This is a genomic window from Rhodococcus sp. P4_C10 (genome assembly GCF_056402135.1).
This window is the reverse complement of record NZ_JBFUHZ010000002.1, coordinates 201,477-215,044: the sequence shown is the minus strand read 5'-3', so window position 1 is coordinate 215,044 and position 13,568 is coordinate 201,477. Positions and strand designations below refer to the sequence as shown.

Sequence of the window (13,568 nt, the reverse complement as noted above, 5' to 3'; positions counted from 1 at the left end):
AGCGCCGCTGAGCCTACCGGTGCGCGGAACGTAACCTGGAGACGATGTCCGCGAACCCGAATTCCCCCCGACCGGCCACCGGTGACCGGTCCCGCCCCGACGCCTGCCCGGGCGCCCTGCAGGTGCACCAGGCCGCCGACGGCGCGCTGGCCCGGGTGCGGCTGCCCGGCGGCGTGTTGACCGCCGCGCAGCTGCAGACGCTGGCCACCGCGGCCCACGACCTCGCCGGCGGCGAGCTCGAGCTCACCTCCCGCGGCAACATCCAGCTGCGGGCCGTGACCGACCCGGCCGCGTTCGCGGACCGGCTCGCCGACGCCGGGCTGTTGCCCTCGCCCAGCCACGAGCGGGTGCGCAACATCCTGGCCAGCCCCCTCTCCGGACGGATCGGCGGGCGGGTGGACGTGCGCGGCTGGGTCCAGGACCTCGACCGCGGGTTGTGCGCCGATCCCGCGCTGGCCGCGCTGCCGGGACGGGTGATGTTCTCCCTCGACGACGGCCGCGGCGACGTCTCCGGGCTGTCGGCGGACCTGGGCCTGCACGCCATCGGGGCCGACGAGGTGGCGCTGGTGCTCGCGGGCCGCGACCACGGCGCCCGGATCCCCGCGGCCGACGGCGTCGAGGTGCTCCTCGCCGCCGCGCGCCTGCTGCTCGAGATCCGCGAGGACCAGTGGCGCCTGCACGAGATCGACGGCGGCGTGGAGCGGCTGCTGAGCGGGCTGGGCCTGAGCGCCGGGACCGCCGACACCGTCGACCTGCCCGCGGTGGGCACCGGGCCCATCGGCTGGCTCGACCACGGCGACGGCGCGGTGACCCTCGCCGCCGGGCTCGCGCTCGGCACCATGAGCGCCCGGGTCGCGGAGTTCCTGGCGGCGGTGGACAAACCGCTCGTCGTCACGCCCTGGCGTTCGGTGCTGGTCTGCGACCTCGACGACTGGACGGCCGAGCAGGTGGTGCGGGTGCTCGCGCCGATGGGCCTGATCTTCGACGAGAACTCGCCGTGGCTGCAGGTCAGCGCGTGCACGGGGCGTCCGGGATGCGGCAAGGCGCTGGCCGACGTGCGGGCCGACCTGGGCGCGGCGCTGGCGGCCGGCGAGATCGGCGAGGGCCGTCAGCACTGGGCGGGCTGCGAGCGAAAGTGCGGCCGACCGCGCGGCGAGGTTACCGACGTGGTGGCCACCGGCGACGGCTACCGGGTGGATCGGCCGTCGTCCTGAAGCCACTATCGTGGTCCGCATGACCGACTACATCCGCGACGGGGCAGAGATCTACCGTCAGTCCTTCGCCACGATCCGCGCCGAGGCTGACCTGACCCGGTTCCCCGCGGACGTCTCGCAGACGGTGGTGCGGATGATCCACGCCTGCGGCCAGGTCGACCTCGTCGACGACGTCGCCTTCTCCCCCGGTGTGGTCTCCGCCGCGCGTGCCGCGTTGCGCGCCGGCGCCCCGATCCTCTGCGACGCGACGATGGTGGCCTCCGGGGTCACCCGAAAGCGCTTGCCCGCCAACAACGAAGTGCTCTGCCTGCTGGCGGACCCGCGGGTCCCGGTGATCGCGGAGCAGCTGGGCAACACCCGCTCCGCCGCGGCGCTGGAGCTGTGGGGCCCGAAGCTCGAGGGCGCGGTGGTCGCGATCGGCAACGCACCGACCGCGCTGTTCCACCTCCTCGACATGATCGACCAGGGAGCGCCCCGGCCGGCGGCGATCATCGGCTGCCCGGTCGGCTTCATCGGCGCGGCCGAGTCCAAGGAGGACCTGATCGCGCGCAGCGGCGAGACCGAGTACCTCGTGGTCCGCGGCCGCCGCGGCGGCAGCGCGATCACCGCCGCCGCCCTCAACGCCATCGCCACCGAGGTCGAGTGATGGCCGACGCATCGACCCGGGTTGCCACCGGCAAGCTCTGGGGCATCGGGCTCGGCCCGGGCGACCCCGAACTGGTGACGGTCAAGGCCGCGCGGATCATCTCCGAGGCCGACGTCATCGCCTTCCACAGCGCCCGGCACGGCCGCAGCATCTCGCGGGCCGTCGCGGCGCCGTACCTGCGCGAGGGTCAGCTCGAGGAGCACCTGGTCTACCCGGTGACCACCGAGACCGTCGACCATCCCGGCGGCTACCAGGGCGCCATCGACGAGTTCTACGAGTCGGCCGCGCAGCGGCTGGCCGAGCACCTCGAGGCCGGCCGGTCGGTGGCCCTGCTCGCCGCCGGCGACCCGCTGTTCTACAGCTCCTACATGCACATGCACAAGCGGCTGTGCGACCGCTTCGACGCCGAGGTGATCCCCGGCGTCACCTCGATCAGCGCGGCCTCCGCGGCGCTGGGCCGGCCCCTGGTCGAGCGCGACGAGGTGCTCACCGTGCTGCCCGGCACCCTGCCCGTCGCGGAGCTGACCCGGCGCCTCCGCGAGACCGACTCGGCCGCGATCCTCAAGCTGGGCCGGACGTATCCGGCGGTGCGGCAGGCGCTGGAGGACTCCGGGCGGCTCGCCGAGGCCAGTTACGTCGAACGGGCCAGCACGGCGAAGCAGCGGGTGCTCGCGGCCGCCGACGTGGACGAGTCCTCGGTGCCCTACTTCTCGATCGCCCTGGTGCCCAGCCCGTCGAACAACCCCGCGGCAACGACCGCGGCCGGTCCGGGCGAGGTTGTCGTCGTGGGCCTCGGCCCCGGGGACGACGCCTGGACCACCCCGGAGGTGCGTCACGAGCTGGCCCGCGCCACCGACATCGTCGGCTACACCACGTACGTCAACCGGGTGCCCGTGGTCGCCGGCCAGCTCCGGCACGCCAGCGACAACAAGGTCGAGTCCGAGCGCGCGGCGATGGCCCTGGACCTCGCCAAGCGCGGCGCCCGGGTGGTCGTGGTGTCCTCCGGCGACCCCGGCGTGTTCGCGATGGCCGCCGCGGTGGTCGAGATGGGCGCCGAGCCGCAGTGGTCCGACGTCCCGGTCCGGGTGCTGCCCGGCATGACCGCCGCGCACGCCGTCGCCAGCCGGGTCGGCGCGCCGCTGGGCCACGACTACGCGATGATCTCCCTCTCCGACCGGCTCAAGCCGTGGGACATCGTCGCCAAGCGGATCTCCGCGGTCGCGGCGGCGGACATGGCGATCGCCGTCTACAACCCGGCGTCGAAGTCCCGGACCTGGCAGGTCGGCGCGATGCGGGACCTGCTGCTCGAGCACCGCTCCGCCGAGACGCCGGTGATCATCGGCCGCGACGTCGCCGGACCGCAGGAGAGCGTGCGGATCGTCACCCTCGGCGAACTCGACCCCGCCGAGATCGACATGCGCTGCCTGCTGATCATCGGCTCGTCGCTGACCACGGTGGTGCAGAGCGCGACCGGCCCGCGGGTGTTCACGCCGCGGCGCTACCCGGGCTAGCTGCTCGACCGGTCGCCCCGCACACGGGCTTTCGCCGCGTCACACCCCCGTTGGACGCCCAGTTCCGGTGTGACGGGGGCAGAAGGCCTGTGCGGGCCCCGGCGCCGGGTCAGTGCTCGTCGTAGTGGTCGCCGTGCGGGGCGTGACGGTGCCCGTCGTGGATGTAGTCGACGTGGTCGCCGTGCGGCACCGCGACGTGGCCGCATCCCTCGCCGTGGTGGTGCTCGTGTTCGCCGTGCACGGTGTGCCCCGCGCTCTCGCACTCGTCGACGTGGTCGCCGTGCACCCGGTGCAGGTGTCCGTCGTGGACGTAGTCGACGTGGTCGCCGTGCGGCACCGCCACGTGGCCGCACTCGGGTCCGTGGACGTGGTCGTGGTCCGTGTGCTGGTGGTGCTCGGATGCAGTCACGAGGCTCTCCTCACTCGGGTGGGCGTCCCCGTGCCTCACGCTACTCCCGACGCCCAGCGTGCGGCGGCCGTCGGATCGGAGGTCGACGCCACCCCCTGCGGCACCGGTGTGCGGGCCACCATCAGCACCGGAACCCCCAGTTCCCGGGCGGCGCCGAGTTTCGCGGAGGTGAGCGCGCCGCCGCTGTTCTTGGTCACCAGCACCTCGATGCGATGCTCACGCATCAACGCGATCTCCGAGTCGAGGGTGAACGGTCCGCGGTCGAGCAGCAGCGTCGCCTCGGCCGGCATCGCGACCTCCGGCGGGTCGATGGCCCGGACCAGGTACCGGCCCGGCGCGCCGGCGAACGCGTCGACGCCCTGACGCCCGATCGTGAGGAACACCCGCCGCCCCAGCGCCGGCACCTCGCGTGCGGCCTCGGCGAGGTCGCGGACCGGGTGCCACCGATCTCCCGCCCCGGCAACCCATTCCGGCCGGCGCAGCACCAGCAGCGCCGCCCCCGCCCGCGCGCACGCCCAGGCGGCGTTGGCGGTGATCCGGGTCGCGAACGGGTGGGTGGCGTCCACCACGGCGTCGATCCGGTTGCCCCGCATCCATTCCGCGAGGGCGTCCCGGCCGCCGAACCCGCCGACCCGGACCTCGCCGACGGGGAGCACCGGCTCACGCACCCGGCCCGCCAGCGACGAGACCACCGACACCGCCGGGTCGGCGTGCAGCAGCGCCGCGAGGTCGCGGGCCTCGCGGGTCCCGCCGAGCACCAGGACACGGCGCATCAGTGCGTCGCGCGGGACCGGGTCGCCGAGTACAGGTAGCTGTCCGGGAAGCCCTCCGCGGCCAGCACCCGGCCGACGATCACCACCGCCGTCTTGGTGATGCCCGCCGCGTGGACCTGCTCGACCAGGGTGGCCAGCGTGCCCCGCAGCACGACCTCGTCGGGGCGGCTGGCGAAGGCGACCACCGCGGCCGGGCAGTCGGAGCCGTAGCTCTCGGACAGCTCCTCGGCGATCTGCTCGATCCGGTGCGCGCCCAGGTGGACCACCATCGTCGCCCCGCTGCGGCCGAGGGACCGCAGGTCCTCGCCGGGCGGCATCGCGGTCGACAGGGTGGAGACGCGGGTAAGCACGATCGACTGGGACACCCCGGGGACGGTGAGCTCGCGCTTCAGGGCTGCAGCGGCGGCCGTGAACGCGGGGACCCCGGGCACGATGTCGTACCCGACGCCGGCGGCCTCGAGGCGGCGAACCTGTTCGGCCACAGCGGAGTAGATCGACGGGTCACCGGAGTGCAGGCGCGCGACGTCGAGCCCGGAGCGGTCGGCCTCGACGAGCTTGTCGACGATCTGGTCCAGGCTCATCCGGGCGGTGTCGACGACCTCGGCGCCCTCCGGGCAGGTGGCGAGCAGTTCGGCGGGCACCAGGCTGCCGGCGTAGAGGCACACCGGGCTGGCGGCGATGATCCGCGCCGCCCGCAGGGTGATCAGGTCCGCGGCACCCGGCCCGGCTCCGATGAAGTGGATGGTCACTGGTTCGACTCCTCTGTCGTCTCTGTCACGGAGCTGGGCTTTGACACCGACCACTGGGCGACCGGAAGCTGGGGCCGCCAGGCGGTGAATCCGCCGAGCGGTTCGCCGCGGTAGACCTGGAACTTGCGGAGGTCGCCGCCGAGCCGCGAGTGCCACTGCAGCACCAGCGATTCCGACTCCGCGGTCACCGCGTTGACGACCATCCGCCCGCCCGGCCGCAGCCGCGCCCAGCAGGCGTCGAGCAGGCCGTCCTGGGTGACGCCGCCGCCGACGAAGATCGCGTCCGGGCCGGCGGACTCAGCGTCGAAGGCCGCGGGCGCGCTGCCCCGCACGGCCAGCGCCGGCACGCCCAACGCCGACGCGTTGTCGTGGATCTGCTCGACCCGTGACGGCTCGCGCTCGAACGCGACCGCGCGACAACGGGGATGGCTGCGCATCCACTCGATGCCGATGGTGCCCGAGCCGCCGCCGACGTCCCAGAGCAGTTCACCGGACGCGGGCGCGAGCGCGCTCAGCGTGAGCGCCCGCACCTCGTGCTTGGTCATCTGCCCGTCGCCCCGGTACGCGGCGTCCGGCAGGCCCGGGATCCGGGTCAGCCGAGGCGCGGCGCCCGAGCCCCGGACCTCGAGGGCGATCACGTTCAGTGGGTCGCCGGGCCCGGGCGGCCAGCGGTCCGCGGTCCCGTCGTGCACCCGTTCCGCCGGCCCGCCGAGCTGCTCGAGCAGCACCATCCGGCTGCCGCCGAAACCGCCCTCCCGCAGCAGTTCCGCGACCGCCGACGGGGTGTGCTGGTCGTTGCTGAGCACCAGTACCCGGGCGCCGTCGCGCAGTTCGGGTGTCAGGGTGGCGACCGGCCGGTTCACCAGGCTCACCGTCGGCACCTCGTGCAGCGGCCAGCCCAGCCGGGCGCAGGCGAGCGAGACGGACGAGGGATGCGCGATCACCCGGATCCGTTCGGGACCGAGCACCCGGCACAGCGTGACGCCGACTCCGTGGAACATCGGGTCGCCGCTCGCGAGTACGCACACCCTTCGCTCGCGGTGCTCGTCGAACAGGGCGGGCAGCGCGGGCACCATCGGCGACGGCCACGGCACCCGCCCCGCCGAGGACTCCGGGACCAGGCCGAGCTGCCGGGCCGAGCCCATCAGGACCTCGGCGTCGGTCACGGCCCGCTGCGCGCGGGGCGAGAGGCCGTCCCAGCCGTCGGCGCCGATGCCGACGACGGTGACCGGCAGGCTCATCGCGGCATCCGCCGCCAGATCGCCTGCGGCAGCAGCCGCATCACGAAGATGGCGAGTCTCAGCATGCCGGGGATCCACACCCGCTCGCGGCCCCGGCGCAGTGCCTTGACCACCGCGTCCGCGACCTGGCCGGGGGTGCTCGACATCGGCGCCGGGGCCATCCCCTCGGTCATCCGGCCGATGACGAAGCCGGAACGCACCAGCAGCAGGCTGACGCCGCTGCCGTGCAGGGCGTCGCCGAGCCCGCTCGCGAAGCCGTCGAGGCCGGCCTTGGCCGAGCCGTACACGTAGTTCGCACGCCGGACCCGGGCGCCCGCGATCGAGGAGAACACCACGATCCGGCCCGAGCCCTGTGCGCGCAGCAGCTGCGCGAGGTGGGTGAGCACGCCGACCTGCGCCACGTAGTCGGTGTGCACGACGTTGACGGCGTGCTGGGCGTCGACCTCGGCGCGGGCCTGGTCGCCGAGGATGCCGAAGGCCAGCACCACCACGTCGATCGGGCCGAGTTCGACGATCTCCGAGAGCACCCGGCTGTGGTCGGCGAGGTAGTCGGCGTCGAACTCGACGGTGTCGACCGAGGCCGCACCCGCCTCGAGCACAGCTGCGCGCTCGCGCTCCAGATCGCCGCTGCGGCGGGCCGCCAGGATCACCGGCCTGCCGGGCGCAAGCCTCGCGGCGATCTCGAGCCCGATCTCGCTGCGGCCGCCGAGGATGACTACCGATCCGACACTCATGGCCTCAAGTGTCCTCGACTACGGTCGGCCCATGGCTCGCACCCCCTTCAACCCCGCCGACCTGTCCGACGAGGCACACACCTTCCTGCGCGATCGGCACCTCGCCACCCTGACCACCCTGCGCCGCGACGGCACCCCGCACGTGGTCGCCGTCGGCTTCACCTGGGACGACGAGGGCCAACTGGTGCGGGTGATCACCAACGGCGGCTCGCAGAAGGCGCTCAACGCCGAACGCGCCGGCTACGCGGCCGTCACCCAGATCGACGGCGCCCGGTGGCTGACCCTCGAGGGGCCGGCCCGGGTCAGCGACGATCCGGAGGAGGTCGCCGAGGCGGTGGCCCGCTACGCCGGCCGGTACCGCGAGCCCCGGGAGAACCCGACCCGGGTGGTCATCGAGATCAGTGTCCGACGGGCGCTCGGGCTGGCCACCCTGCTAGGCCGCTGACCTCGACGGGCGACTCTTACGGCGCTAGGGTGATCTGAGTCACAACGACGTTCGGCGGCCGACTCTCCGATCGGCGGACCGTGCAGGGCCGAGCGCCTCGCAATCGGACCTAGGAGCAGCCATGGGCGCTCGACGCACCTCGATTCTCCGGATCACCGCCCTGACGGCACCGCTCGCCGCCGCGGCCCTGTTCGCCGCCCCCGGTCAGGCCCTGCCCCCGCACCCGTTCGGTCCCCCGGCCCTGACCATCGGCTGCCCCAACCAGGGCAGCCTGATGTCGCTGACCGGCGGGACCGGGCAGTCCGGGCCGGAACCGGGGATCAATCCGGGCGAGATCAGGTTTGCCTCGTTCCCGGCCGCCCCGCCGATCCCGGCCGCCGCGCAGGTGACGGTCGCCTGGATCAACACCGACACCGGTCAGACCGGCATCGCGAACCTCGAGGGCGCGTACCCGTACCTGGCGAAGACCGTCTACACCGGCCGCGGCAACGTGATGGCGACGCTGTTCGGGTCGATCAACCTCGGCAGCCAGCCGCTGTGCCAGGCCAACCCGACGTTCGGCAACTTCATCGCGTGACGGGCACGGATACCGGGGCTTGCGCTCACCGCCGAATGAGGTGGCTTCGCGCCTGTGTGTAGATTCGGTCGACTTCGTCGAGACTGCACGGGGCGGTCCCCGGCTTCATGAGCGTTGCCGCGCCGGCGGCAATTCCGAATCGCACAGCACGAGAACTTCCGCACCGCCCCCAGCTCCGCCCAACGGAGTCCTGGCGACACCTGTCAGACGACGGCGAGAAACAACAGACCGGCCGTGATTCCAACGAGCCCGGTCAGGCCGCCGAGGATCGCCTCCACGCTGACCGGCTGGTGTGCGGCGACGGCGCGTTTTCGGGCGACCGCCGCGGCGACGACCGCGCCCAACCCCAGGAGGACACCGACTCCGAAGCTCCAGAAGGCCACGAGCGAGAGTGCGCCGAGCATCAGCGCCACGTCACCAAGGTCCTTCGCCCGTGCCGACCCGGATGGCACCGCCCGGCCGGGGTGCTTGTCTGGTTCGTGGGCGGACATCGTGGCCTATTCGCCGTTGTGTGTCGGTTGCATCTTCCCGCCCGTTCCGGCCGGTATGTCAGATCGCATTGGTTGTCCGAGCGGCTGCTGCCTCTGAAGTGGTGCTCCCGGTGGATTCCCTTCAGGAACGCTATTGACCATACGGCGATTGTCCGGTTCGTTGTAGGGCTCGAAGACCTCGATGGTGAACTCGGTGTCACCGACCCCCGATGTAGTCACCGGATCAGGCGCCGGTCCGCCGGAGGCGGCGGACCCTCGACCGCCAGACCAGGACGATGCCCAGCAGGATGACCCCGACCACAACCGCCGTAGTACGGCCGACGGCATCGGCGACGGCGGCATACGAATTCCCCGCGACGAAGCCGAGCACAACGAAGCCGACGCCCCAGACGAGGCCGCCGGAGTGCGTTGAAGGCCAGGAAGCGGCGGTAGGGCATGCGCGAAATGCCGGCCAGCAAGGGCACCGCGGCTCGCGTGAACGCAACAAAGCGGCCGAAGAACACCGCCGAGCCACCGCAACGTGCCAGAAGATCTCGGGCAGTGTCGATACGGGCGCGACGCCGGGCGATGGCCGGCCCGTCCAACAGCCGCGGACCGAGATGCCTGCCGATCTCGTATCCGACGCTGTCACCGACGATCGCCGCTATGACGACGACCGCCGCCATGACCTCGAGGTCGACGTGGCCCCGGCTCGCGGCGACGCCACCGATCATCGCAGCGGTCTGCCCCGGGATCAGGAACCCGACGAACACCGCGTCCTCGCCGAAGACCAGAAGTCCGACACCGAGGTACACCCAGAAGGCCGGCACGTCCAGCAGACGCTCCACCAGGTCATTCACACGAGGTACCGATCCACGCAGAGGCGCGGTCCAGCGCGGGCGCGCCCGAACACCATTGGGCAGGACCTCGATCGATCGAGCATGCGGGACCACTTCCTTACCGACGACCCTCGACGCCGATGCCCTCGACGAGACGGTCCACTACGTGCAGGACGTACAGGCCACGTGATCGTCCCGAGATCGCTGGTCCACGTCGTCGACGCTTGCGGCCCGGAATACGGTGATGCCCTTGGCACCTGCTCGCCATGCGGTGAGAAACACCTCCCGCACGACCCGGACGGAGACGGACTCCGGTAGAGGACCGTCTTCGACACCGCGACGCCGTCCGCTCTGCCCGACGACGTCGACGGCTGTGTCGAGCAGTCGCATGAACGACATGGGCCCACCGGCGCTGCCACCGGTGCTGTCGACTCGGTCCCCGGCCGGGCGGAGATGCCCGAAGGCGAATCCGGTTCCGGCACCTGCCTGGTGCAGCAACTCGAGGCCGCGCATTACGTCCGACAACCGCCTCGCCCACCGACCCCCCGCCCCAGGTTCGTGACGGTCTTCCACGGCGGCGACGAATGTACCGACTTCGTCGAACAGGTCTCCCGCCGTGCCGGTGACGTGGCCATCGGGGTCACGGCGCAGGTATCGGCCTTCGAGCATGGCCTGCGCGGCGGCGGTCAGTTCCGGAACAGCCACTCGTGCCGGTGTCACGGAGTCCCCGCCGGCGGTCGCCCCAGCGGAAGCCCCAGCGACGTCCGCTCGCACACGCGCTGCAGGTCGGTGGCGGTGACGATACCCACCAGGCGGCCGTCCGCATCGACCACCGCGAGCAGGTCGAGTCCAGGACGCAGGACGGCAGTGGAGACGACGGTCTCCACCCGCGCGTCCGGGCGGACGCGCGCCGTGTCGGGGAGTGCGCGAGCCAATGCGGCGACAGGGCCGAGTCGATCGCCGGCGTCGACAAGATCGTGCAGTGAGAACACGCCGACGGGCCGACCGGACCTGTCGACGACCGGAAACGTGCGGTGCCGTAGGTGCGGGAGGAGGTCGGTGACGAACGATCGGGCGTCGTCGTCGGTGTGGAGGACGACGGGTGCCGGGGTCATGATCTGCCGGATCTCGAGGTCACCCAACTGATGCCGGAGCGATGCGTTCATCAATTCGACGTTGGCTGCGTTGCGCAGGAACCAGCCGAGCAGCATCAGCCACAGTCCGCCGAGGCCCTGCGCGAAGAGTGCCTGGGCAGCGCCGAGGACGATCAGGATCAGACCCAGTACACGGCCGCTGCGTGCCGCGGCCACCGCGGCCGCCAGACGGTCTCCGCTGCGCCGCCACAGCAGGGCGTGCAGCACCCGGCCGCCGTCGAGGGGGGCGCCCGGAAGCAGATTGAACACGGCCAGGATGACATTCGCGGCGCCGAGCCAGGCCAGCGACGCGGTGACGACCGGATCGGCGGTGTCGCGGAGGACCACGACCAGCAGGATGGAGACGATGCCGATGGCCAGGCTGGTGAGCGGACCGGCGAGAGTGATCCGAAGCTCGGTATCCGGGTCGGCCGGCTCACCCCGTAGTTCGGACATCCCACCCAGCAGCCACAGCGTGATGCGCCGAACCGGTACCTCGTGGTGGACCGCGACCACCGAGTGCGCTACCTCATGCGCGGCCAACGACAGCACGAAGACCACGGCCGCGAGCGCCCCGACCGACCAGTACTCCACCGTCGAGCGGCCGGGATACGCGGCGGGCAGGACGGACCCCGCCAGCAGCGCGGTGATCAACCCGACCGTCACGACCAGCGACCAGTGCAGATACAGCCGGATCCCGAACACCCGGCCGAGTGGAATCGACCACTTCAACATCGGTCACCCTGTCTGACGTCACAGTGCGGTGGGGTAGGTCTCGGGGCGTTCACCGTCGATCCGAGCGCTGGTGTACTCCAGGGGTTCGACTGCTCGGGTGCTGTCGACATGTATGACGGCATCGAACTGGTCGGACACACGGGCGTGGAAGTAGTGGCTCCGACGCTCGGTCTCGGGGACGTAGATGACGCCGATCGCTCTCTCGAGCCGCGCGGTTCGAAGGGTGTCGGCGACGGTGTCGTCGTCGGTGGTACGAACGAGGAACGATTCCTTACCGACCTCGTGGAAGAGTTCCTCGACGCTGCCGGGCAGGGCCGGACGAACGATCTTGCGGTCAGCAGCGCCGCCCCATTCACTCGCGGCGGTGACCGATCCGTGGTGAGTGGTGAATCCGATGAGCCGGCATCGGTCTCCATGCCGTTGACGGACCAGATGCCCGAGGGTGAGTTCACCGTGGGCGCCGGCCTCGGTGGCCTCGGCGTCACCTACATGGGAGTTGTGTGCCCACACCACGACACGCGAGGGCTCCGCACTGTGTCGGTCGAGGTGAGCGATCAGTGCGTCGAGGGTGTCGGCCATGTGGAGGTCCCGAAGGTTCCAGGACGACACCTGTCCCCGGAACATCGACCGATAGTATTCTTCGGCGTTCCGGACGCTCCACGCGTTGCGTTCGGCATAGAACTGTTCGTCTCTCGCGGTGACGCCGTCCGCGCGGACGTAGTCGGTGGCGTGGCGTTGCAGGTCCAGTAACTGCTCGACCACCTCTGTCTCGCAGGATTCTCCGGCCCCGAAGGCAGCGGTGTATCCGTATGCCTGCCCGTCGCCGGCGGCGATGTGATCGAAGCAGGCGTACCGCGACCGCGCACGGCTGGCGGCTTCCGGGTCCAGCCGATCGAGATAGCTGACGACCTCGTGCATCGACCGGTGCAGGCTGTAGAGGTCGAGTCCGTAGAACCCGACCGGGGTACCGTTGTTCGCGGTGCAGCGATCGTTGTGTTGCCGCAGCCACGACACGACGTCGAGCATGACGGTGTTGCGCCACATCCAGGCCGGAAATCGTTCGAACCCGCGCATCGACTCCTCAGCCGACGTATCAGAATCCTCGTGGTGGATGTACCGGTTGATGCGGTAGGCGTCGGGCCAGTCCGCCTCTGCCGCAACCGCCGTGAAGCCCTTGTCCTCGATGAGCATTCGCGTGATCTCCCACCGCGCCGCGTAGAACTCCCGCGTTCCGTGAGTGCTCTCTCCGATCAACACGATGCGTGCGTCACCGACGAGATCGAGGAGTTCTGTCCGATCGGGAACCCCACCGGGGGCATCCCTGCAGGCGAGACGGACAACGTCTGCGGCAGAGGTGAACTGGCGCGCCCGGGCACTCGGCGCACCGTCACCGACAGTGGAAGTGTGCAACAGGTCCCGCACTTCGTCGTCCGTCACCTGCCTGAAGTCCCAGAAGGATGCGCCCACGGCCCGGAACGGCAGGGGCATGGTTGCGCAGACGACATCGTCGACCATTGCCTCGAGCTCACGGCAGGTCGACTCGGGTGCTGCCGGAATCGCAACGACGATCTCCGTCGGCTCCAGCGCTCGCAAGGCGTCGACAGCGGCGAACATGCTGGCCCCGGTGGCAAGCCCGTCGTCCACCACGATCACAATCTTGCCGGCGACGTCGACGGGAGCCTTGCCGCCCCGGTAGGACACTTCTCGACGTTCCAGTTCCCGTGCTTCGCATTCGACGACGCCACGCAGTTGGTTCGAGGTGATACCGAGATCGCGTACGACGTCGTCGTTGAGGACGAGCGAGCCGCCGCTGGCCAGGGCGCCCATGGCGAACTCTTCGTGGCCGGGCACACCGAGCTTGCGTACGACGAACGTGTCGAGCGGGGCGCCCAATGCTGCCGCGACCTCCCATGCCACAGGAACACCTCCGCGGGCGAGGCCGAGCACACGCACACGGTCGTTGCCGCGATAGGCCGCCAGCAGTTCTCCGAGTGCCTGTCCTGCCTCCCTCCGGTCCTGGAAGACGCGGCCGGGCATGTCCGCCGGGATCTTTGTCATGCCACCCATGGGATCGACTCTTCTCACTGTCGGC

15 protein-coding genes are annotated in these 13,568 nt (G+C 71.2%); 5 read left to right on the top strand and 10 right to left on the bottom strand.

The window, feature by feature from the left end; genetic code table 11:
- The first annotated feature begins 44 nt into the window (after nucleotides 1–44).
- The 3 genes from cobG to cobJ are packed head-to-tail and all read left to right on the top strand — an operon-like array spanning nucleotide 45 to nucleotide 3,371.
- Nucleotides 45–1,214: a precorrin-3B synthase gene (gene cobG / locus AC1DWC_RS02105; RefSeq protein WP_477905724.1), complete on the top strand. Its 1,170-nt coding sequence runs from the start codon at nucleotides 45–47 to the stop codon at nucleotides 1,212–1,214.
- Nucleotides 1,215–1,233: 19 nt separating this feature from the next.
- Nucleotides 1,234–1,860 (top strand): precorrin-8X methylmutase, encoded by a 627-nt coding sequence (locus tag AC1DWC_RS02100; protein ID WP_477838851.1) that lies wholly within the window; start codon nucleotides 1,234–1,236, stop codon nucleotides 1,858–1,860.
- Nucleotides 1,860–3,371 carry a precorrin-3B C(17)-methyltransferase gene (gene cobJ / locus AC1DWC_RS02095; RefSeq protein ID WP_477905722.1) on the top strand — a complete coding sequence of 504 codons (1,512 nt, stop codon included), beginning with the start codon at nucleotides 1,860–1,862 and terminating at the stop codon, nucleotides 3,369–3,371. The genes AC1DWC_RS02100 and cobJ overlap by 1 nt, the downstream gene beginning before the upstream one ends.
- A gap of 109 nt (nucleotides 3,372–3,480) precedes the next feature.
- Here cobJ and AC1DWC_RS02090 read toward each other — a convergent pair whose 3' ends face one another.
- From AC1DWC_RS02090 to AC1DWC_RS02070, 5 genes are read right to left on the bottom strand one after another with little or no spacing between them, the layout of a single operon-like run.
- Entirely contained in the window at nucleotides 3,481–3,780 is a 300-nt protein-coding gene (locus AC1DWC_RS02090; protein ID WP_072844686.1) for a hypothetical protein, read from the bottom strand.
- Nucleotides 3,781–3,815: 35 nt separating this feature from the next.
- Nucleotides 3,816–4,553, bottom strand: a complete 738-nt coding sequence (locus AC1DWC_RS02085) for a cobalt-precorrin-6A reductase (protein ID WP_477905720.1) — start codon at nucleotides 4,551–4,553, stop codon at nucleotides 3,816–3,818.
- Nucleotides 4,553–5,302 carry a precorrin-4 C(11)-methyltransferase gene (gene cobM / locus AC1DWC_RS02080; protein ID WP_477905718.1) on the bottom strand — a complete coding sequence of 250 codons (750 nt, stop codon included), beginning with the start codon at nucleotides 5,300–5,302 and terminating at the stop codon, nucleotides 4,553–4,555. Before cobM ends, AC1DWC_RS02085 begins: the two co-directional genes overlap by 1 nt.
- The gene (gene cbiE, locus AC1DWC_RS02075) at nucleotides 5,299–6,543 is read right to left on the bottom strand and encodes a precorrin-6y C5,15-methyltransferase (decarboxylating) subunit CbiE (protein WP_477905716.1); all 1,245 of its coding nucleotides are present in this window, start codon (nucleotides 6,541–6,543) and stop codon (nucleotides 5,299–5,301) included. The genes cobM and cbiE overlap by 4 nt, the downstream gene beginning before the upstream one ends.
- Nucleotides 6,540–7,277 (bottom strand): SDR family NAD(P)-dependent oxidoreductase, encoded by a 738-nt coding sequence (locus AC1DWC_RS02070; RefSeq protein WP_477905715.1) that lies wholly within the window; start codon nucleotides 7,275–7,277, stop codon nucleotides 6,540–6,542. The genes cbiE and AC1DWC_RS02070 overlap by 4 nt, the downstream gene beginning before the upstream one ends.
- Before the next feature lie 31 nt (nucleotides 7,278–7,308).
- Here AC1DWC_RS02070 and AC1DWC_RS02065 point away from each other — a divergent pair, with 31 nt between their 5' ends.
- A complete protein-coding gene (locus AC1DWC_RS02065) occupies nucleotides 7,309–7,722 on the top strand; it encodes a pyridoxamine 5'-phosphate oxidase family protein (RefSeq protein ID WP_477905713.1) in 414 nt (137 codons plus the stop codon).
- 121 nt (nucleotides 7,723–7,843) lie between these two features.
- Entirely contained in the window at nucleotides 7,844–8,299 is a 456-nt protein-coding gene (locus tag AC1DWC_RS02060; RefSeq protein ID WP_477905712.1) for a hypothetical protein, read from the top strand.
- 203 nt (nucleotides 8,300–8,502) lie between these two features.
- On the opposite strand, the gene AC1DWC_RS02055 is transcribed toward AC1DWC_RS02060, so the two are convergent.
- From AC1DWC_RS02055 to AC1DWC_RS02035, 5 genes are all read right to left on the bottom strand, one after another.
- Nucleotides 8,503–8,712, bottom strand: coding sequence for a hypothetical protein (locus AC1DWC_RS02055; protein ID WP_477905710.1), 210 nt, complete (start codon nucleotides 8,710–8,712; stop codon nucleotides 8,503–8,505).
- Nucleotides 8,713–9,005: 293 nt separating this feature from the next.
- Nucleotides 9,006–9,629, bottom strand: a complete 624-nt coding sequence (locus AC1DWC_RS02050) for a DedA family protein (RefSeq protein ID WP_477905708.1) — start codon at nucleotides 9,627–9,629, stop codon at nucleotides 9,006–9,008.
- A gap of 141 nt (nucleotides 9,630–9,770) precedes the next feature.
- The gene (locus AC1DWC_RS02045) at nucleotides 9,771–10,313 is read right to left on the bottom strand and encodes a hypothetical protein (protein ID WP_477905707.1); all 543 of its coding nucleotides are present in this window, start codon (nucleotides 10,311–10,313) and stop codon (nucleotides 9,771–9,773) included.
- A gap of 11 nt (nucleotides 10,314–10,324) precedes the next feature.
- Nucleotides 10,325–11,476 carry a site-2 protease family protein gene (locus AC1DWC_RS02040; protein WP_477905705.1) on the bottom strand — a complete coding sequence of 384 codons (1,152 nt, stop codon included), beginning with the start codon at nucleotides 11,474–11,476 and terminating at the stop codon, nucleotides 10,325–10,327.
- A gap of 18 nt (nucleotides 11,477–11,494) precedes the next feature.
- Entirely contained in the window at nucleotides 11,495–13,543 is a 2,049-nt protein-coding gene (locus AC1DWC_RS02035) for an erythromycin esterase family protein (RefSeq protein ID WP_477905702.1), read from the bottom strand.
- Nucleotides 13,544–13,568 lie beyond the last annotated feature (25 nt).